Origin of the sequence: Frischella japonica, from assembly GCF_014489845.1 — a bacterium.
Classification (GTDB): Bacteria; Pseudomonadota; Gammaproteobacteria; order Enterobacterales; family Orbaceae; genus Frischella; species Frischella japonica.
Window position 1 is genome coordinate 107776 of record NZ_JABURY010000015.1, and the last position, 22103, is coordinate 129878.

Below are 22103 nucleotides of genomic sequence, written 5' to 3' on the forward strand. Positions count from 1 at the left end.
TTTTATGTTAACAAAAATTATAAATTTGGATAATTGTGTTATTATTCACTAAAAGGTCATTAATAATTATATTAAATCGTGTAAAAACACGAAGTAACTCGCAAAATAAAAAAGGACTTTAATGCCCTTTATAATTAAATTTGAATGATATAAAAAAAGACTCTTAATTAATCCATAAGACATTTTAAAATGCTTAATTCATTATTAGCTTTTTAACACAGAAAAATGTTGCATCGAAAAAGCAATACGCTCTGAAACGGTTTCTGTTCGATTAGCTTTTTTAAGTTCAGCAATATGTTGCTCAACAATATAGGCTCGCTGCTGTAATCCGACATCATTGGCAATTTGAATATTTAAACCTGGTCTGGCATTTAATTCTAATATTAATGGACCTTTTTCTTCATCTAAAACTAAATCAACACCAATGTAACCTAAATCAACTAATTCATAACCACGCGCAGCAAGCTCAATGAATTTATCCCAAAGCGGTAATTTAATGTTGCTGACTTCATTATCGGTATCAGGATGTCTGGAAATCTGTTCATTAAACCAAGAACCATTAAGCGTTGTACCTGTAGCTAAATCGACGCCGACACCTATCGCTCCTTGATGTAAATTCGCTTTGCCATTTGATTGACGAGTTGGTAAACGTAACATTGCCATAATCGGATAACCTAATAGTACAATAATTCTAATATCCGGTACGCCTTCATAACTGATACTTTTAAAAATGGGATCAGGTTTGACGCGATATTCGATAATGGCATTATCACGCATGCCCCCTAAAGAATAAAGCCCAGTAATAATATTAGATAATTGATATTCAAGTTCACTATGTAAAACCAGTTTACCAGAAACCGTTTTATAACGATCTTTGTCATAACGATCAGCGATCACAATAATACCATCCCCCCCTGATCCTTGAGCGGGTTTGATAACGAAATCCCGATGCGTGTCAATAACATTATCAAGTTTGGAAATATCATGCTCAGTTCGAATAATGCCGTACATTTCAGGTACACTAATACCGGCATCGATAGCTCGCATTTTAGTCAAGATTTTATTATCAACGTAAGGATAATTACGACGATCATTATATTTAAGTATATAATCAGCATTACGCTGATTAATACCCATAATGCCTTTTTGTTTCAATTGTTTCCAGGTCTTTGTGAAAGAGATCATTTTTGTTCTCACTATTTCAACATTGCTTTGAAACGAAACAACTCAAGTAAACGATAACCACGATAACGCCCCATGGCTAGCATAAAGCTAATCAAAATCAATAAAATAGATGGGAAAGTGAATACCCAGTAAATGAGTGGTTTAAAGCCCATAATTGCATAAGCTAAAGATGCTGTAACTAAAGTACCGAAGGCGACTTTTAAAGCAAAATTGGCACCGCGCTCTTCCCAAGTAATTGACAGCCTTTCAATAGTCATCGTTAATATTACCATAGGGAATAAGGATACGGATAATCCTTGTTCAAAACCTAATTTATGGCTTAGCATTCCGGTAAATATGATTAACATTACGACAAAGGTCAATACTACCGACAAGCGAGGTAACATCTGCAATTTCAAATGTTCGAGATATGAACGCAATAATAAACCGAAAAACACAATAATTGAGAAAAATACCAAACCAAACTGGAGGCCTGTTTCTCTAAATGCTAGGGCTATTAATACAGGAGTAAACGTACCTAATGTATTTATTCCCACTACATTTCGAAGTAATAAAATCATTAGTACCCCGAAAGGGATCATTAACATCACTTGATAAGCCAATTGTGTCGTGATGGGTAAAGTATAAAATGAAAACTCCGTTAAATTATTACTATCCGGGGTTAATTTAGCTAAGTGAATTGCAGTTAGTTCGCTATTTGCTAAACTAAAATTAACACGAACTTTGCTAGCATTATCAGCTTTGATAATATCATCATTACCAATCCACCATACCATTTGATCATCAGGTAATCCAACGCTACCATCGATAGGATTAAAATAATACCAATTTCCGTTTGAACCATTTAACGTACTATCGCGATTATCTACCCCTTTATTGGGCACAATATAACTACGAATCCATAGTGACGGTGTTTGATTCGTTGTTTTACTTAATTGTAAAGTATGGACTTGTTGAATGGGAATATAAGCATGAGAGAGTACTAGCTCTATCGCATTGACTTTATTTTCTACGGAATTATTATCATTTAAAATTAACTGCGCATCGCTATTATTAACATCATTAATCATATTAATGGTTGTAGTAATAAAAGAAGATATATTGGCCGATTTACTTCTAATTTCTTTTACTAAGCGTTCAACGGCTTCCTTTTTAGCACCAACAGTGGCAATGGGTGATCGCCACATATCACCCTTGGTATTATTTACATTCGAATCCGCATAGCGTTTAGTCAAATTTAACCGATAAAATAATGTTTGCTGGCCTGACACTGAACGCGCTGACCAAGTCACTAAGCGATTATATGGTAGATTGGTAACATTTTGACCATAACCACTTGCTAAAAAGAGTTCATTTGAAACAGTATAATCCCCTGCTTTTGAGGGAATATAAAACTCAATATTGACGGGTTTAGTCCCTTTTACTTCAAAATTTACTCTGGCATCAATAGTCCATAAATTATCTACTTCACTTTCTGTCAAGGGTGTCTTAAGAACAAAAATTTGATAGCAGATAATTGAAATACCTAATACCATTAATATTGTTATTATTACTTTCAAATGCATGGATAATGAACGCATGATAAAAACTCACCTATATTATATTACAGTGAACAGACTGATTTAGCTTTATATCTTAAACTCGGATCTACGATCGCTTTAAATTGTACTAAAGCTGATCGCCCCAGTAAAAGAGGGTAATTAAACCGAGAACGATCTGTTAAATTGACTTCAATCTGATGATTTTCACCATCAAAGCAAATATTCAACATGACGACAGGTCGTTGACTATGCAAAATATCATCATCATCACGTACATCATCATGTCGAGTTTTGATTTTGCTATATCTAACAAGCGGTTTTTCAATAACAGGAAAATTAACACCATCAATGAGTGGTTTAAATTTCACCCATTTTTTACCATCTTTTTTAAAGATACTAATATCTGTGGCACTAAAGGAGGATGTTAGAGCCCCAGTATCAAGCTTAGCTCTAATCGAGGCATTACCTAAACCTTCGATATGAATTTGTTCATATAAACCATAAATATTTTTTGCTTGTACATTCATTATGTTGAAAAAAGAGAGCAAAATTAAACTGATTGCTAAAGTAATTATACGCATACTATTAAATTTCCGTAAATAATTTACTCGAAACGGACGATACCACAAGAAAAGATGATATGTAGTTCAGCTTTTATCGCTAATAATATAATTTTATAAGTATAATTCACTATATGATTATGCTCATTTTACAATATAAAATATGTGATAAAGATCATTTCTTGAGGTATAACTATCAGAATCTAATATAAATTTATGCTATAAGATAAAACGAATTAGCAAAATATCAATAATATTTTTATTTTTTTTACATTAAATGATTTCTAATTATTCAATTCAGGCTAGTGTCAAATTAGCTAATTTAATAACTAACCATTTGATACCTTCATTCACAAACGCAATTTGCACCCGTTTATGTTCGCCTTCACCGTCAAGATTGATTATTGTCCCTTCTCCAAAACGTTTATGAATAACTTTACGTCCTAAGGTATAACCTTCATTTTCAGTCTGGCTTTTTAAAAAGGCACTTCGCCTTTGTTCAAAAAACTGATTATTTTGTTCTTTATTAGAAATATTATCATAATGTTGGTTATTGGCTGATGGTGCGGATAAATTAATTCCGCCACGATAACTTAGATCATGAAGAAAATCTTCTGGTAACTCAGTTAAGAAACGCGAGGGTAAATTACGTTCTTCTTTACCATATAAACGTCGTAACTCGCACATGGTTAAAGTTAATTGTTTACGTGCACGAGTAATTCCAACATATGCCAGACGACGTTCTTCTTCCATTCGTTGATTATCAGTAATAGAACGCTGTGCAGGAAAAATACCCTCCTCCAATCCGACAATAAACACATAATCAAATTCTAAACCTTTAGCAGAATGTAATGTCATTAATTGTACAGAATCGAGATTTTTGCCTTTTTCTTTTCCTTCTAAAGAAGTATAAGCCAAAAATGCTTCTAATACATTAAGCGTTCGACCATCGTGTAAGTCAACAAATTCATTCAATTGATTACTTTTAGTGTATTGTTGATAGAATTGTTCAGCTGCATTAACTAATTCGTCCAGATTTTCAAGACGCGATTGACCTTTAATTCCAGCTTCTTGCTCATACATTTCATTGATGCCTGAACTCTTAATAATTTGCTCTAATTGCTGATAAAACGGTAATTTTTCTACTTGTATATAAATTGACTCAATCAATTCAATAAACCGTGCTAACCCAGAACGTTGTCGAGCAGCTAACACATTCAATCCTAATAGTTCAATGGTTGATTGCCATAATGATTGTTGGCGCTGTTTAGCCAGATTGCGGATTTTATTTAACGTGATATCGCCTAATCCTCTCGTCGGGGTATTAATTACTAACTCGAAAGCATTATCATTTTTACGATCATGTAATAAACGTAAATAGGCGAGGGCTAATTTTACTTCTTGTCGTTCATAGAAACGGATCGAACCATAAATTTGATAGGGTATTGCCGATTGGAGCAGTGTATCTTCTATCAGCCGGGATTGAGAGTTATTCCGATATAAGATAGCACAATCTTTAAACTTAGCCCCCTCTTCATTAAATTTTTTAATTTGACCGATAACAAAACGTGCTTCATCAATATCATTAAAACCAATATAAACAGCAATTCGTTCGCCATTATCACTTTCAGTCCATAAATTTTTGCCTAATCGATTACGATTATTCGCAATCAAATGATTGGCAACAGCTAAAATATTACCTGTAGAACGATAATTCTGTTCTAGTCGTATAATTTCAGTATCCGGATAATCATTAATAAATAATTGTAAGTTATCTGCATTGGCACCACGCCAACTATAAATTGATTGATCATCATCACCTACAATCATAACATTAGCCGTATGCCCAGCAAGAATTTTAACTAATTGATATTGAATTAAATTAGTATCTTGAAATTCGTCGACTAGAATATTAGTAAAACGATGTTGACAATAGGCTAGTACGTCAGCATCTTTTTTTAATAACTCGTATGTTCTTAAAATCAGTTCTGAAAAATCGACATAGCCTAATCGATCACAAATAGCTTGATAGTCTAAATATACTTTTTGCCACATGGCAGATTTAGGATCATTAATCACTATTTGATGAGCGCGTAAGCCATTTTCTTTTTGTGCCGAAATGAATCCCGCACACTCTTTTGCTGACCACTGTTTTTCATCTATTTTCAATTCTTTGAAAATACGTTTAACAAGTCGATTTTGATCATCAGTATCGATCAATTGAAAATTACTTGGTAAGCCGGCTTGTTTAGCAAAAATACGCAATAAACGATGAGTTAAACCATGAAAGGTCCCGACCCACATACCATTAAAATGCCCTTCTCCGACTAACACTTCAATACGTTCTTGCATTTCAGCAGCAGCTTTATTGGTAAAAGTAACAGCAAAAATTGAATTTGCTGGATAGCGTTTTTCTAAACTTAGCCAAGCAATCCGATGTACTAATACCCGCGTTTTACCACTTCCGGCTCCAGCTAAAACGAGTGAATATTGACTATCGGTGATCACCGCATTTTTTTGTTCTGAATTAAGATCATTTAATAGAGACTGTTTCATAATGCTCGCATTGTGAGTCGAGGCTATCAGCCTAGGCTTCAAATATTCATAAATTGTGGGAAACAACTAACTAACCAATTAACAACTTATGTTGCATTAAATTAAATATTAATACTGGTTATATATCCAATATATTATAACAAACAATTTAACGCTGATAAATGAGTTATTTCCATATGCGGAAGAACACTTGCATCACGACAATGATATATATCTTGTCCCGTCACATTTAGCCAACATGCTAACATACCACTATTTATTGCACCAGCAACATCTGTTTGTAAATTATCTCCAATATGTAAAACATGTTGTGGGTGAATAGCTAAGCGCTTAGCGGCTAACCAAAAAAGATCAGGGTATGGTTTTGATAAACCATCAGCACCGGCGCGCAAAGCAAATTTAAAATACATTTGCAATCCGATTTTACTAATTTCGGCATTACCATTAGTGATCACAACTAAGGGATAATGTTTTGCTAACTGTTTTAATATTTGATGTGAATCATCAGGTACTTCAATCTGATTACGCCAATAGATAAAAGCACTCATTGCGTCATCAGTAATACGTTCAATAATGGCAGAATCACTAATACCTTGTTTACGTAGGAACTGTTTAATCGTACATACACGCCAAACAATTACATCATGATACAGTTCTGGTTGTTCATTCAATATATCGCGTTTAACTTGATCAAATTCCGCCAATTGACAATGTTGCAAACCATCGATGCGTTGAATCTCAGCCATCATCTGGTCTACAGCCTGAACCATATAGGGAGCATTATCATATAGCGTATCATCGAGATCAAACGTGATTGCTTTAATCGAATTTAGTGGTCGATAAAAATGCATTATTTTTTCTCTCTTTTTGCACGTGGATGTGCAGAGTCATAGACTTCAGCCAGATGAGCAAAATCCAAATGTGTGTAGATTTGTGTTGTCGATAAATCGGCATGACCTAATAATTCCTGTACAGCCCTTAAATCACCACTTGACTCTAACATATGGGTTGCAAAGGAATGTCGCAATTTATGTGGGTTAATATGAATATTTAACCCTTGCTTTAGACCCCATTGTTCAAAGCGCTTTTGTACACTACGATGAGAAATCCGCTTACCCAGTTTTGAGATAAAAAGCGCATCATCTTGAGGATTTAGTAAGGGGCGCAATGATAACCAATGTCTAAGCCAAGTTATAGATTGTCGACCTAATGGTAATTTTCTCTCTTTACTTCCTTTCCCCAAAACACGAATCTCACCATCAATTAAATTCAATGTTCGACAATCCAGACTGATTAGTTCAGATAAACGTAATCCCGAACCATACATTAATTCTAGCATAGCACGGTCTCTAACCGATAATGGATCTTTCTGATCAATATTCATCAATTGCGTAATATCATCAATATCGATATTTTTCGGTAGATGACGAGCTTGCTTGGGATTAGATATCCCTTTGGCTGGATTAGCAACTAATTGTTTTTGTGTTACCATCCAACTGAAAAAACTGCGTAATGCAGATAGTCGCAAAGCAATACTACTCGCATTAAGTCCATCACGTTTACTACGTGAGATGAAAAGACGCACCACTGAAGTATCGACATCTTGCCAAGACGTTATTTCAAACTCGTTTGCCAACTTAACAATCACTTCAAGTTGCCGACGATAATTGATTTGGGTATTGGAGCTTAGTTGTCGTTCAGCTTTTAGATAAAGTAAAAATTGCTCAACCGGTTTGGTTAACATTTTACTATACTGGCTGTAATGGGTAGCATGATCTGTCAAAATATTACCTAATTTATATTCTCTATAGATTAATTGAATGTGATATATAGTTAAACTCAATTATCGTCGTGCAATCCAACGTTTAATAATTAGTGGCAGTAAAATACTTATTTTTTCTAATAAGATAGTACCTTGACCTTCTTGATAATGACTACTACTACGACTAGCAAAAATTAAAACGCCAAGATCGCCATATTCACCTAGCAATGTCATGGCTATCGAGCCAATGAAATGTTTATCCTGAATCAGGAGAGCTAACTCAGTTGGATTAAGTTGACCTAAATATTGAAAATTAAACTGCAAATGGCGAACACGTATATAATCAAACTTTTCTGGAGAAATTGCCAAATAATTATAATTGGAAGGAGGAGCAATTTGCCATTTATCATCAAAGAGATAAAGATATGCATCAATAAGCCCCAGCGATTTTGCCCATTGCGTTAGACGAGTTTGCAAATCTGACATGTCGTTAGCTTGCAACAATTGATTAAACAATGTCATTATAGATTCAAATAGTTTTTCATTTAAACTAGCATTTTCCATTAACAGCGTAATTTCTGCTTCAAGCTGTTGGATTTTATTGCGCTGTCGAGCTAGTTGCCATTCTGGTAAAGAAATAACACCACGCACTGGATGAGGAATAGTCATTGATTCAATCTGTCTAGCATTACGAATAAAAAAATCTGGATTTTGTGATAAATACTGACTAACTTGGTCATCATCCAGCAAATAGTTAGCGTGCGCATTTTTTTTATTCGTTTTCTTACGTAAGAATAGTACACGCTGTTTGGCCAAAAAGTTGCTTTGATTTCGTTTGGGCTTAAAACTCATAATCTTACTCTTATTAAGGACATTATAAGGTAATAAAACCGTCATAAACATGGGTCGCGGTTCCGGTCATAAAAAGTGGAGCATTCCCCCCTTTCCATTCAATAAATAACTCACCACCCGGTAAATTTACTTTAACTTTATTATTTAATAATCCCTGATTAATGCCAATTGCCACTGCGGCACAAGCTCCAGTACCACAAGCTTGCGTTTCGCCTACCCCTCTTTCAAAAACTCGTAACTTAATATTTTGCCGATTTACAATTTGCATAAAACCAATATTTGCTCGTTCTGGAAACCGTTCGTGATTTTCTAAAACCGGGCCTAAGGTAGCTACCTGAGCATGATTTACATCAGTAACTTGTATCACACAGTGAGGATTTCCCATTGAAGCTACCCCACAAAGAATGGTTTGTTCTTGAGTTCGCATGATATAAGTTTTTTCTTCTTTAATCGCTTTGAAAGGTATTTTAGATGGTTCAAAAATTGGTGTCCCCATGTTTACCCGAACCGTTTCATCAGGATTAACCGTAAGAATAAGGATGCCTTTTTGTGTGCTAACTTTTAATACATTTTTTTTAATTAGGCTCTTTAAACGAACAAACCGAGCGAAACAACGCGCACCATTACCACATTGTTCAACTTCACTACCGTCAGCATTAAAAATACGATAATGAAAATCAGTGTCTGGTGTATAAGGTGGCTCTACCAATAACAGTTGATCAAACCCTACCCCCGTATGTCGATTAGCTAAACGTTTAATAGTCTCTGGTGAAAGATGAACATTTTGCGTAATCCCATCCACTACCATAAAATCATTGCCCAAACCATGCATTTTAGAAAAATTCATACTAAACCTGTTTTACATACTTATATACGTATTTATTGCTACTAGATGTAGCACATTATAACAGCGACTCAATCAACTAGCTATTATTGTATGACTTAAACAGATTGTAACATTCGGATGAGTTTATTTTAGAATAATACTTTGAAAATAAAGAATAAATTATAAAAAAAAGAATGATAACTGCTTTTATTAAGCAACTAACATTCCCTAAAAGACAACAGGAAACTAATTTATAAAAGAATTTTATAACTAAATAATTTCACCTTGCCACAACATATCATAAGATTCTCGCTGTCTAATTAAGCGATGTCCAAATTGATTAACCATGATTTCAGCGGGTTTAGGATGACTGTTATAATTGGATGCCATACTAAAACCATATGCTCCTGCACTACAAATAACTAATAAATCATGCTGCTCTACTGCCAGTTGACGATTTCGACCTAACACATCGCTGGATTCACAAATCGGCCCTACAATCTGATAGTCATACATCTGGTCATCAGGGTTTGGTTGCTGAACTGGCATAATTTTCATCCATGCTTTATATAATGAAGGTCGAATTAAATCATTCATACCGGCATCAACAATTGCGAAATGATTATTATCCTGATGTTTTGTATATTCTACTTTAGTCACTAATAAACCTGCATTAGCGACAATCGAACGACCTGGTTCAAATAACAACTCCACTTCAGGATAATCAGCGAATTTATTTTTTAAAGCATTGATCAGATCAACAATTTGAGGTGGTATTTCGTCATCATAACAAACACCTAATCCACCACCAAAATCAATATGTTTAATGGTTATACCAATAGAAATCAATTGATCAAATAATACCCGTATACGTTCCGCACTATCCAGAAAAGGTAGTATTTCAGTTAACTGCGAACCAATATGACAATCGATACCCTCGATGGCAATATGTGACATTTTTTGCGCTTTTTGATAAATACCAATTGCCAAGCTATAACTAACCCCAAATTTATTATCTCGCAAACCGGTTGAAATGTAAGGATGGGTTTTAGCATCGACATCAGGATTAATTCTGAGCGATACAGGTGCTATGATGTTTAATCGTTGAGCTATTGATTGAATACGTTCAAGTTCAGCTTCTGATTCAACATTAAAACACTTAATACCGACAGTTAAAGCGCGTTCAATTTCACTAACCGACTTAGCTACCCCTGAAAAGACTACTTTTTTAGGATCCGCACCGGCTCGTAACACTCGCTCCAATTCGCCTTGTGAGACAATATCAAATCCTGAACCTAATTTAACCAAACAATTCAAAATAGCTAAATTGCTATTAGCTTTGATCGCATAACATATTAAATGTTTACGATCAGCTAATGCATTGTCATATTCAAGCCATCGTTCCTTTATATATTCTTCATCATAGACATATAAGGGTGTGCCATATAATTTAGCTAAATCTGCTATAGCATTATTTTGCAAAAATAATTGCCCATTTTGATAAGATAAAAAGTCCATTAGACCACCCGATTAGAAATAGAATTAGCGTTAATATGTGTAGTATGACTATCGGGGGAATGCAATGGACCTTTAAAACCACAAGCAGTTAGTAAACAACTTATGAACAAAACGGTAGCAAAAATTCTCATAATAATTTCTTCTTATAAATATGGTAACTTTTTAATAAACGTTATATTAATAAGTGACTAATCAGTCAAAAATATGCTGGCTATTCTATAAAATTCATGCTGAATAAGCTACGGCAATATTATATTTTGATAAAAAATTAATAACGAAGAATTAATAATTAATTTATATTATAGTTGTATATATTCTATTGATTTATAAAATTTTAATCTAATTGTTAAATCTAACTAACTTTTGATTTATCAATATTTAGCTTAATCTAAGCAAAAACAGCTCATCTTGCTTCCCTTAATTTGCAGAGCAACGAGCATATTGTAATTTTAAAAAGGAAATATTAACTACAAACTTCTATTGATACGTTGTATAAGATAAACTATATGATACTCAAATTTTAATCACCATATAAGAATTATTGGATAATTGAAACCACCCTTTTATTATGCCTATAATTTGCACAAATTCAGAATAATAACGAATAGAGGAACAAATTTTTAGCACAATTGTAATAAACAATTAATCACTTTGTGTAGCCAATAATGATATTGACTACATCAAAACCTCGGTAATAACATGATGCAAGTATTTATTATAACTGCTCAAGTTTAACATTTTGCCAGTTTAGGTTTTTATTATTTATAAAAAGTTAATCTTTTACCCTGACATAATTTAATTGCTGTTAAATTTTAAGCCCTATTACTTTCGTTATTCAACTGTATTCATAACATATCAGTAGGTCCAATTAAAATTAAAACCAAAATTAATATCATCCGTTTCAAACTTTTTAGGCTTATGAATAGGCGCAGCAGCAAAAATATCGTAATCTATACCAAATTTTTCACCACGTAAACCGATAGTGCTACCGATTAAACGTTTACCTAGTAAATATTGAGAACTTGCGCCTGACACTTCTCCAGCATCTAAACCGAAATACAACATTTGATTATACGGTGTATACCACGACAATTCGTTACGTACAAACCATCCATTATCTGCACTTAAGATCTGTTCACCATCAAATCCGCGCACAGTCCAGCGGCTACCAATTGAGAATCGATCCTGTGGCGTTAATTTATTACCGCGAGTCATCTGTCCTTGATATTGCAGGAGGTAAAAATAATGTTGCTCAGCATAACTAAATGGTACCTGTAAAGATAGGTTTAATTGAATTATGTCTGTTAAGGCACTTCCTGTATTTGAATATTCTTCGGGTGCTACATCAGCACCAAACCAACGTACACCTTTTTGATAAGTGGCGCCAATGTCTAATACAGTACGATCAAAATAGTGGCGGTGCTGCACCCCTAATCGCCAGTTGGTGGTATTACGGCGTTGAACTTCTATTTCGGTATCATCCACATAATTGTGCGAATTTCTTAAATTAATACCATAACTAATGGTTGTTTTTTGCGTTTCATTACGGTGAATGACTCGACTGAGTTGTGCATTGAAATATTTACTGCGCCCACGGTATTCATATTTGACAATGTCGGCAATAGTCTGATGATAGGTATTACCGCTCCATGATGCACTAAGTTGCCAGTAACCAAACGGAACGGTATACGAAAACAGATAGTTTTTTGATCCGTATGCACTTTTGCCATTAATATCATGGCCACCACTGATGTAAAACGTATCACTTAGTGCTAGTGGATTATCTAAATATAACGTCAGACTTCCTTGATAACGTCCCGTTTCTTTACTACCTGAATCATCTAATGAAACCCCAATCCGCCAATATTTGCTCTGATTACGTGTGATAATAATATCACTCTCGCCAGGCTTATTTCCAGGTACTAGCTGCATTTTTGCACTGCTTGTCGGCACCCGTTGTAGATTTTCTAACCCTTGCTCAATATCCCGCAGATTAAGTAGTTTGCCTTCCTTTATTGGCATAGCACTATTCAAATTTGCATAAGTATCACTTTCAGGTCTATACAAAAATCGGCGTACTGTTCCTTTGACCAATAATAACGATAATGTACCACGGGTTAAATCTTGCTCTGGCGCCACCACTCGAGTAGTAATATAACCATAACTGATTAAGCGATTTTGCAGAGCCGTCATTAGCAAATTAATTCCTTGACCACCTAAACATCGTCCTTCAGCCTGATGTGATAAGCCACTAAGTGGTATGGTAAACGGCAAATCTTCGCGCCCTAACAGTTCTACCTGCTGTATATTAAAACAAATGGATTCTTGTGGAAAATTTAGCAAATCACCTGAAGCTACCGGTGCCATTAAACGTACTGATGGTGATTGCGGTGTTAAGATATTTTCTAATGCTTTTTGTCGTTCTTGTTGATAAATCAACTGCTGATTACTAATTTCACTTTCTTTAGATGATGGCTCAACAATAGCTAACACATTATCAGTTATTGCGCAACATACCAACACCGCCAACCATTTATATCGACTCATCCTGATTTTCATAATATACACTGTAAGATAATGATTAAATGAAGAAAACGTAATGTCGCCCAAGTCTACCTGAAAAAAATATTTTAAAAAGAGAAATTATCGTTGATTATTTTTAACTTTTTTATTTATATTATTAAGTTATTGTTTTTATATAAATTTGATAATCTGTTCTGGATATGATATAAAAATAATAAATATCAATGAGATAATTATAATGATAACTAATTATGGCAAACAATACCTAATTTCATAGATTTAATACAGGTTAATTATACAGTCACTAAATATCCCGCCTCTTAATCATTATATCAAGTTGATCTATATCATGACTGAAATGAATTTAATAGAATTATTATGTATCATTAATTTGTTTGAATATCAGAAAAAGCGATGAACTTAGCATATTGAAAATTAAGTGTTGAATAAATATCTTTAGCTTTGCTCTAAGCATAAGATTGAATGATCTATTTATAAGTGTTGATCATGTTTATTGACATATTTCATACCAATATAGTTAGATTAAGCCTCTGCTATGTTTTCCATCAATTATAATATATTAACATTGTCGGTTGATTATCTTCTATTAAATATACTTTATTTATATAACCAACAATAATATGGGTTTAATATTACAAAATTTCTATTATTTGATTTGGCTGTAACATTATTCATAAATGGCAATTTTTTATATATTTTTATTAATCTTGAATGGTCAATTTTTGTGATCAGTATTTTTGAAAAAAACCACTTTATAGTAATTATTTTTTATCCTCAAAAATAATGCCAAAATGTCGATAAGCATGTTGAGTAGCCATCCGCCCTCGAGGTGTACGTTGAATATAACCTTGTTGAATCAAAAAAGGTTCTAAAACATCTTCAATAGTTTCGCGCTCCTCACCGATTGCTGCAGCTAAATTATCTAAACCTACTGGACCTCCCATAAATTTTTCAATAATCGTCAGCAATAGTTTACGATCCATAAAGTCAAAACCTTCGATATCAACGTCCAACATATCTAAAGCTCGCGTGGCAATTTCTGAATCGACAATACCATTTGATTTTACATCGGCAAAATCACGGACACGCCTTAATAATCGATTAGCGATACGCGGCGTACCTCTGGAACGTTTAGCGATATGATGTGCTCCTTCAGCAGACAAATCCATACCTAGAAATTTGGCACTGCGGCTAACGATATACTCTAAATCGGCAACTTGATAGAATTCCAATCGTTGTACAATACCAAAGCGATCACGCAATGGTGATGTTAATGATCCAGCTCGCGTTGTAGCACCAATTAAGGTAAAAGGTGGTAAATCGATTTTTATAGAGCGTGCGGCAGGACCTTCTCCAATCATAATGTCAAGCTGATAATCTTCCATTGCAGGGTATAGAATCTCCTCCACTACTGGCGATAAACGATGAATTTCGTCAATAAATAGCACATCATGAGGTTCTAGATTGGTTAACATGGCGGCTAAATCCCCCGCTTTTTCCAGTACCGGGCCCGATGTCGTACGTAAATTAACATTGAGTTCATTTGCGACAATGTTGGCTAGTGTCGTTTTACCTAATCCTGGTGGTCCGAAAATCAATAAATGATCCAAAGCATCACCACGATGCTTAGCTGCTTGTATAAAGATTTTCATTTGTTCACGAACATGAGGTTGACCAATGTACTCATCTAAATATTTTGGGCGAATAGCACGATCTAACGTATCGTCTTCTTTTTGACCTGTGGGTGATATTAAGCGATCTGCCTCAATCATAACTTATACTCTTATCCCTTATTGGCTATGCTAAATTTAGCGATCTATTATAACGCTGATTTAAGTGCTTCTTTAATTAAAGTTTCACAATTCATATCTGGCTTTAACACTCTGTTGATAATTTTGCTCGCTTCCTGAGGTTTATAACCCAGTGTTATTAATGCTGAGATTGCTTCGTTTTCTACTTGATTTTGCAGAGTGCTATCTGAAATCGTATGATTAACAGTATTATGTTCCTGAACATAATTGAGCAATTCTGAGTCAAATCGTTTTAATCGATCTTTCATTTCAACAATTAAGCGCTCGGCTGTTTTAGTACCTACGCCAGGCAATTTAACTAATGTTTTAATTTCACCTTGTTCCACTGCTGCAACAAACTGCGAAGCTGACATACCCGATAAAATAGCCAATGCTAATTTTGGACCAACGCCATTGACTTTAATGAGTTCACGAAACAGTGCGCGTTCTCGTTGATTATTAAAACCATATAGTAACTGAGCATCTTCGCGCACAACAAAATGAGTTAATATAATCGCTTCTTGCCCATTATCGGGTAACTCATAAAAACACGTCATTGGCATCGAGACTTCATAACCTACACCATTAACTTCAATCAAAACTTCCGGCGGTTGTTTATCAATAATAATCCCACGCAAGCGACCAATCATTTCAATCCCTATCATTCAGTAAAATTTTTTAGCAGTTTAACCTATGTCATAGAAAGAATAAAGTAGAAACTGTATAAATAAACAGCCTTAGTTAAATATCTAAAATTATTGATTCTAACTGACAGGCAATTAGCTAAGCAATTTAGCCAGCAAGAGTAGATTGATTGTTATTTTTTAATTAAAGTATAGATCATATGAGCATGCGTAATTGCAATAGCAAGCGCATCAGCAGCATCAGCTTGTGGAGAGGCAGGCAATTTTAACAACATTTTCACCATATGCTGTACTTGCTTTTTATCAGCAGCTCCCGTACCGACAACAGATTGTTTGACTAATCTTGCCGCATACTCATATACGGGTAATTCATGATTAACAGCGGCTACAATAGCCGAACCACGTGCTTGACCAAGTTTCAACGCTGAATCAGCATTTTTAGCCATAAAGACTTGTTCTATGGCAAAATAATCAGGTTGAAATTGTAAAATAATTTCACTCACGCCAGCATAAATACGTTTTAAGCGAGTGGGTAGATCATCAACAGCAGTTTTGATACAACCGCTGCCGAGATAATTAATTTGACGTCCAACCTGACGAATTACCCCGTAACCCGTCAATCTGGAACCAGGATCTATGCCTAAGATGATAGACATTATAACGTCGCTGCAACCTCATCAGAAACTTCACCATTATGGTAAACTTCTTGTACATCGTCACAGTCTTCGAGCATATCTATCAAACGTAATAGCTTAGGTGCTGATTCAACATCTAAATCAACTTTTGTTGCTGGAATCATTGATACTTCTGCCGCTTCAGATACTAAACCAGCGGCATCTAGAGCATCTTTAACTTCACCAAAAGATTCTGGCGAGGTAAAAACATCAATTGCACCATCATCATAAGTTACCACATCGTCAGCTCCAGCTTCTAATGCAGCATCCATGACTTTATCTTCATCTGTACCGGTAGGATAAGAAATAACACCTTTTTTAGTGAACAAATAAGATACTGAACCATCAGTACCTAAGTTACCACCAGTTTTCGTAAAAGCATGACGAACTTCAGAAACAGTACGATTACGATTATCGCTTAAGCATTCAACCATAACTGCTGTGCCAGCTGGACCGTATCCTTCATAAATGATAGTTTCCATATTGCTATCATCTTCTCCACCAACACCTCGAGCAATAGCTCGATTCATCGTATCACGCGTCATATTATTAGACAATGCTTTATCCATTGCTGCACGTAAACGCGGGTTTGCTGCTGGATCACCACCACCAATTTTTGCAGCGGTAACCAGTTCACGAATAATTTTAGTAAAAATTTTACCACGTTTGGCATCCTGTGCCGCTTTACGGTGTTTGGTATTAGCCCACTTACTGTGACCTGCCATAAAAATTCTCCAAAAGTAATTTGCTCTTTCAAAAATTGCCGCATTTTAGCATATTTTTTCGATAAATTCATATCTGTTTCTTACAATTAGTATCTGAAGAATCTGCTTTTGAAAAGCTTAGTATTAATTGTGATATCAACCAATAAAGCGAAATATAAACATTGTCTAACTGAATTTGTTATTAAATTTAACATCAAAAATATGTTTAAAATTAATTCAATTTAAACACTGTTAAACTTAGTCCATTAAATCAACAGCATGAATATCATTATTGTATTAAACGTTCGAGTTGAGTCTTAAAGGTTTCATAATCACAAAATCCTTGTTGATCGGTAGGGCAATCAGTTAATTGTAGTGTGACGACTTGCGGCGGATTGTGTCGATTTAATATTGCCATATTGATAATTTGTTCGGTTGATTGATAGATATATTCAATTTTCATTAGTTGTTTACCGGTCTGATTATCTTTCCAACGTTCAAAAAAGAGCTTACCGCCTATTGGCGTAGTTTCAAATTGATTAGGTAAGTGATACGGTTTTACCTGCAATGCGGATAATAGTGAAGCAATATTAGAGTCATGACCAACTAATACCGTTACTTTTGGTCTCACGGATGACTCTGCAAAGCTATCATAAATATATGAAAGCAGATTTTTTGTAACATAATTTGCAATAACTGGCGCTCCAAAAACAATGCTATTGTAATATTCTTTAATCGAAACAAGTTGCTTGAGTTCGTCAACTGAATCAATATTACCCCAAGCAATTTTTTTGAGTGGTATGCCTTCATAATATTGTAGTATAAAAGCATCTGCTAGAGATGTACCTATGCGTAAAGGACCCGTTATTCCTGGTTCTTCACCAGCAACTAATCTAATATTTGTATCGAGGTTAGTTAAATGGCATTGCTCAATCCCTTCACAAGACACCGAACCTTGGTAATCAATGATTTGCTCCATTTTTTGATAGATAGATTGTAAACGTTGATTTAACCCGTTAATACCATTTTCACCTGCATTTTGGTTGATTGATGCAATTGCTTGTTGTTTAAATTGCTCACTGTCATCGCGAATATTTAAGCTAAATAAGGCATCCATAGTATTCATTTTTTCTTTATGATAAACAAAAACGTTACATCCAGGATAAGCACCTAATGCTAGATATTGCGCTGTAGCAATAGTTCGTTGCATGCTATTTGCATAAAAGAAAATGTCTTTTTCTGTAGGACATTTTTTATCATCTAATAATTGATTATCGACTAACCATTCTTGAATATAATGACCAAAATAACTTTCTAATACGCCACCTTTAGTCGTTAAATAACTTGCTTTTGTATCCAATAGAGGCCATTGATGAGAGGTTAATTGACCCAATGTACTACTTGGAGTAGCTAATGGTGCTCTTAAGCCATGACGGCTAAAGATAACCACTTGTTCTAAAGTATAGTCGGGTACTTCTACGGCTTCAGCGGTTAAAATTGGTAAAAGTAATGATATTGTAATAAAAAGGTTCTGACTTCTAAATTTCCAACTACCTATTTTCATCTTATCCTCATGCCCTTATTTTAATTAATTTGCTTTATCAATATAAAGCTATTTTATTCTCATTCTGATCAATAAAATTAATACGTATTTAACGTGATTAATAGTTTAAATTTATAACATAGGATTAATTTAATTTTTGATATATTTATCACATTTAAGAAATTTCAATTCAATTAACATTAGAATTGATTAGCAATGGATTGCTCAATAGATTGTAAAGCCTGGCGGTTATTCCATGATGGTGTCAAACGTTGTGCCTCGGCAAATGGTAACCATCGATAAGCTAAATGTTCAGTAAGCATGGGAACGATTTCCTGTGGAAGATCTAAACTAAACCAATGCTCCTTATTAATATTAACATTTGGAGCGTATCGATGCTTAAATTGGGGAAAAATCTCAAATTCAATGGCATATTGTAAATCTTTTAACACTAACCCCGCAAGAATAATATCAATCCCTGTTTCTTCTTTAACTTCTCGTAATGCGGTTTGAAATGGTATTTCTCCCTCTTCCAAACTCCCAGTTACTGATTGCCAAAAACTAGGATCATCTTGACGTTGTAACATTAAGTAACGTTGCGTTTTAGAACAATAAATTACAACAAGAATTGATTCAGGATTTTTATATTTCATTTAAAAATAGCCATAAAGCGTTAAATTTATTTTAACGCTTTAATTAAAAGATTATTAACAATTTTTGGCAACTTCGATACCTAGTTCCGCTAACGCAGTTGGATTCGCCGGACTAGGTGCATCAGTGAGTAAACAAGCGGCAGCGGTCGTTTTTGGAAATGCAATGACATCTCGAATATTATCGGTACCCGCTAATAACATGGTTAAACGATCTAATCCAAAAGCCAAGCCAGCATGAGGTGGTGTCCCAAATTTTAAGGCATCAAGTAAAAAGCCGAATTTCTCACGTTGTTGCTGTTCATCGATACCTAAAATGGTAAATACGGCTTGTTGCATCTCATTACGGTGAATGCGAACTGAGCCGCCACCTACTTCATAACCATTAATAACCATATCATAAGCATTGGCAACAGCATTAAGCGGATCAGATTTTAACTGTTCAGGCGTATAATCTTTTGGTGATGTAAATGGATGATGCATGGCACTTAAACCATCTTCTGTTTCCTCAAACATCGGAAAATCGACAACCCATAAAGGTGCCCAAGCTAGTTCATTAGTAAGTTGTAAATCTTTACCTATTTTTAATCTTAATGCGCCTAAGGCATCACAAACAACTTTATAGCTATCCGCACCAAATAATAAAATATCGCCGTCATTCGCTTTCGCGCGATCTAATAAAGCTTCCATTTGCTGAGCCGTAAAGAATTTGGCGATCGGACTTTGTACACCCTCTAACCCCTTCGCTCGCTCATTAACTTTAATCCAAGCCAATCCTTTAGCACCATAAACACTTACTAATTTAGTATATTCATCTAATTGTTTACGAGTTAATATTGCACCATTTGGTACACAAAGTAATGCCACACGGCCTTTAGGATCATTTGCTGGGGTTGAGAATACACCAAACTCAACATGTTTAACGATATCTGCAATATCGATAATTTCAAGAGGATTACGTAAATCTGGTTTATCGCTACCAAAACGGTGCATTGCTTCTGCAAATGTCATTATCGGAAATGGATCTAAATCAACATTTACCAATTTATGCCATAGACCACGAATCATCGCTTCCATAATTTCCCGGACTTGTTCTGCCGTCATAAATGAAGTTTCAACATCAATTTGGGTAAATTCAGGTTGACGATCAGCTCGTAGGTCTTCATCACGAAAACATTTTACAATTTGATAATATCGATCAAATCCTGACATCATTAATAGTTGTTTAAAGATTTGAGGTGATTGCGGTAAAGCATAAAATTCGCCCTTATGTATTCGGCTAGGTACCAAATAATCTCTTGCCCCTTCTGGCGTAGCTTTAGTCAACATTGGTGTTTCAATATCCAGAAAACCATGTTCGTTCATATACTCACGTACAAAAGCAGTAATATTTGCACGAGTTTTAAAAATTTTTGTCATTTCAGGACGACGTAAATCAATATAACGGTATTTTAGACGTTGTTCTTCAGTATTATTTTGGTTAAAGTCTAACGGTAGTACATCACTACGATTAAAAATGATAAGGTCCGTTGCTAAAACTTCGACCTCTCCTGTTGCCATATCGTGATTGGTTTGTCCTTCAATCCTTGCGCGCACTTTACCTTTTATTTGAACACAAAATTCATTACGTAATTCAGCAGCGAGTTTAAATGCTTGATCATACTCTGGATCAAAATAGACTTGTACAATACCTTCTCGATCGCGTAGATCAACAAAAATTATTTTACCGAAATCTCGGCGTTTATTTATCCAACCACATAATGTTACTTCTTGATTAATATATGTGGCGTTAAGCTGTCCGCAATAGATGGTTCTCATTTAATATATCCTGTGTGCTAATGCAAAAATGTTAGCTATTATAAAACAATTTCTTATTGTATAAAGACTGTTAATATAAATATTCCTGATTTATTTTATTAATAGTTAATTTTTAATGCGATTTAGATTTTACCAGCTTCTGTAACACATATTGAGTGTAATAAACTTGATCATTCTCATTAAATATTTCTTTTAAAAAATAAATAAAAGTTGTCAGATTAGAAATTTATGAATATGCTCTATCATCCTTATAAAATAACTCAATTATGATGAAAGCATTAATTTCAATTGATTATACCTATGATTTTATCGCCGAAGATGGCGCTTTAACAGTGGGTTTAGCCGGTCAAGCAATCGAATCCGCAATGATTAGAACAACTGAGTCATTTATTAGACAAAACAATTTTATTGTATTTGCTATTGATGCTCATGATTCAAATGATCGTTATCATCCAGAAAATACCCTTTTTCCTCCACATAATATTGTTGGAACTAAAGGGCAAACACTTTTCGGAGGTTTAAAGAAACTGTATGAAAAGCATCAATCACATCCTAATATAAAATGGCTTAACAAACGCTATTATTCGGCATTCTGTGGAACAGAGCTCGATTTACGTCTACGCGAAAGAAGAATAACTGAAATACACTTAATTGGTGTTTGTACGGATATTTGTGTTTTACATACTGCTATTGATGCCTATAATTTGGGATATAAAATCGTCATTCATAAAAATGCAGTGGCTAGTTTTGATCAAAATGGTCATCAATGGGCACTGAATCATTTTGAAAAAACCTTAGGCGCAACTCTCGTTTAAATAACTGCAACAAAATAATATTGAAATGACAAAATTCGGTGCTTACCAAGCCTAATGTTTATTTTAGCGTTAATGTTAATGATGATGCTAAATATAGACAAATGCCCTCATACAATTTATT

19 protein-coding genes are annotated in these 22103 nt (G+C 34.5%); 1 reads left to right on the top strand and 18 read right to left on the bottom strand.

Features of this window, described 5'->3' with window-relative positions:
* Nucleotides 1-204: 204 nt before the first annotated feature.
* From FcAc13_RS06545 to aspS, 18 genes are all read right to left on the bottom strand, one after another.
* On the bottom strand, nt 205-1185 hold the full coding sequence (locus tag FcAc13_RS06545; RefSeq protein WP_187755408.1) for an alpha-L-glutamate ligase-like protein: 981 nt from the start codon (nt 1183-1185) through the stop codon (nt 205-207).
* Nucleotides 1186-1196: 11 nt separating this feature from the next.
* Nucleotides 1197-2765, bottom strand: a complete 1569-nt coding sequence (locus FcAc13_RS06550) for a UUP1 family membrane protein (protein WP_187755409.1) — start codon at nt 2763-2765, stop codon at nt 1197-1199.
* 23 nt (nt 2766-2788) lie between these two features.
* Nucleotides 2789-3307 carry an ATP-dependent zinc protease family protein gene (locus FcAc13_RS06555; protein WP_187755410.1) on the bottom strand — a complete coding sequence of 173 codons (519 nt, stop codon included), beginning with the start codon at nt 3305-3307 and terminating at the stop codon, nt 2789-2791.
* Nucleotides 3308-3583: 276 nt separating this feature from the next.
* Entirely contained in the window at nt 3584-5842 is a 2259-nt protein-coding gene (uvrD, locus tag FcAc13_RS06560; RefSeq protein ID WP_187755411.1) for a DNA helicase II, read from the bottom strand.
* 134 nt (nt 5843-5976) lie between these two features.
* Nucleotides 5977-6693: a 5-amino-6-(5-phospho-D-ribitylamino)uracil phosphatase YigB gene (gene yigB, locus FcAc13_RS06565; protein ID WP_187755412.1), complete on the bottom strand. Its 717-nt coding sequence runs from the start codon at nt 6691-6693 to the stop codon at nt 5977-5979.
* Entirely contained in the window at nt 6693-7586 is an 894-nt protein-coding gene (gene xerC / locus FcAc13_RS06570) for a tyrosine recombinase XerC (RefSeq protein WP_187755501.1), read from the bottom strand. Before xerC ends, yigB begins: the two co-directional genes overlap by 1 nt.
* A 99-nt stretch (nt 7587-7685) precedes the next feature.
* Nucleotides 7686-8456, bottom strand: a complete 771-nt coding sequence (locus FcAc13_RS06575; protein WP_187755413.1) for a DUF484 family protein — start codon at nt 8454-8456, stop codon at nt 7686-7688.
* Between the two features lie 22 nt (nt 8457-8478).
* Nucleotides 8479-9303 (bottom strand): diaminopimelate epimerase, encoded by an 825-nt coding sequence (gene dapF / locus FcAc13_RS06580; RefSeq protein ID WP_187755414.1) that lies wholly within the window; start codon nt 9301-9303, stop codon nt 8479-8481.
* 249 nt (nt 9304-9552) lie between these two features.
* Complete coding sequence (gene lysA, locus FcAc13_RS06585; RefSeq protein ID WP_187755415.1) at nt 9553-10800, bottom strand: diaminopimelate decarboxylase; 1248 nt, start codon at nt 10798-10800, stop codon at nt 9553-9555.
* On the bottom strand, nt 10800-10931 hold the full coding sequence (lptM, locus tag FcAc13_RS06590) for an LPS translocon maturation chaperone LptM (RefSeq protein ID WP_187755416.1): 132 nt from the start codon (nt 10929-10931) through the stop codon (nt 10800-10802). Before lptM ends, lysA begins: the two co-directional genes overlap by 1 nt.
* 724 nt (nt 10932-11655) lie before the next feature.
* Nucleotides 11656-13347: a ShlB/FhaC/HecB family hemolysin secretion/activation protein gene (locus FcAc13_RS06595; RefSeq protein WP_187755417.1), complete on the bottom strand. Its 1692-nt coding sequence runs from the start codon at nt 13345-13347 to the stop codon at nt 11656-11658.
* Between the two features lie 758 nt (nt 13348-14105).
* Entirely contained in the window at nt 14106-15116 is a 1011-nt protein-coding gene (gene ruvB, locus FcAc13_RS06600; RefSeq protein ID WP_187755418.1) for a Holliday junction branch migration DNA helicase RuvB, read from the bottom strand.
* Between the two features lie 47 nt (nt 15117-15163).
* Entirely contained in the window at nt 15164-15784 is a 621-nt protein-coding gene (ruvA, locus tag FcAc13_RS06605) for a Holliday junction branch migration protein RuvA (RefSeq protein WP_187755419.1), read from the bottom strand.
* Between the two features lie 167 nt (nt 15785-15951).
* Entirely contained in the window at nt 15952-16434 is a 483-nt protein-coding gene (gene ruvC, locus FcAc13_RS06610; RefSeq protein ID WP_187755420.1) for a crossover junction endodeoxyribonuclease RuvC, read from the bottom strand.
* On the bottom strand, nt 16434-17177 hold the full coding sequence (locus FcAc13_RS06615) for a YebC/PmpR family DNA-binding transcriptional regulator (RefSeq protein ID WP_187755421.1): 744 nt from the start codon (nt 17175-17177) through the stop codon (nt 16434-16436). Before FcAc13_RS06615 ends, ruvC begins: the two co-directional genes overlap by 1 nt.
* Nucleotides 17178-17445: 268 nt before the next feature.
* A complete protein-coding gene (gene agp / locus FcAc13_RS06620) occupies nt 17446-18720 on the bottom strand; it encodes a bifunctional glucose-1-phosphatase/inositol phosphatase (protein ID WP_187755422.1) in 1275 nt (424 codons plus the stop codon).
* Nucleotides 18721-18899: 179 nt separating this feature from the next.
* On the bottom strand, nt 18900-19352 hold the full coding sequence (gene nudB, locus FcAc13_RS06625) for a dihydroneopterin triphosphate diphosphatase (protein ID WP_187755423.1): 453 nt from the start codon (nt 19350-19352) through the stop codon (nt 18900-18902).
* A 54-nt stretch (nt 19353-19406) separates the two neighbouring features.
* The gene (gene aspS, locus FcAc13_RS06630) at nt 19407-21167 is read right to left on the bottom strand and encodes an aspartate--tRNA ligase (protein WP_187755424.1); all 1761 of its coding nucleotides are present in this window, start codon (nt 21165-21167) and stop codon (nt 19407-19409) included.
* Nucleotides 21168-21436: 269 nt separating this feature from the next.
* On the opposite strand from aspS, the gene FcAc13_RS06635 reads away from it, so the two are divergent.
* On the top strand, nt 21437-21982 hold the full coding sequence (locus FcAc13_RS06635; RefSeq protein ID WP_187755502.1) for a cysteine hydrolase family protein: 546 nt from the start codon (nt 21437-21439) through the stop codon (nt 21980-21982).
* Nucleotides 21983-22103 lie beyond the last annotated feature (121 nt).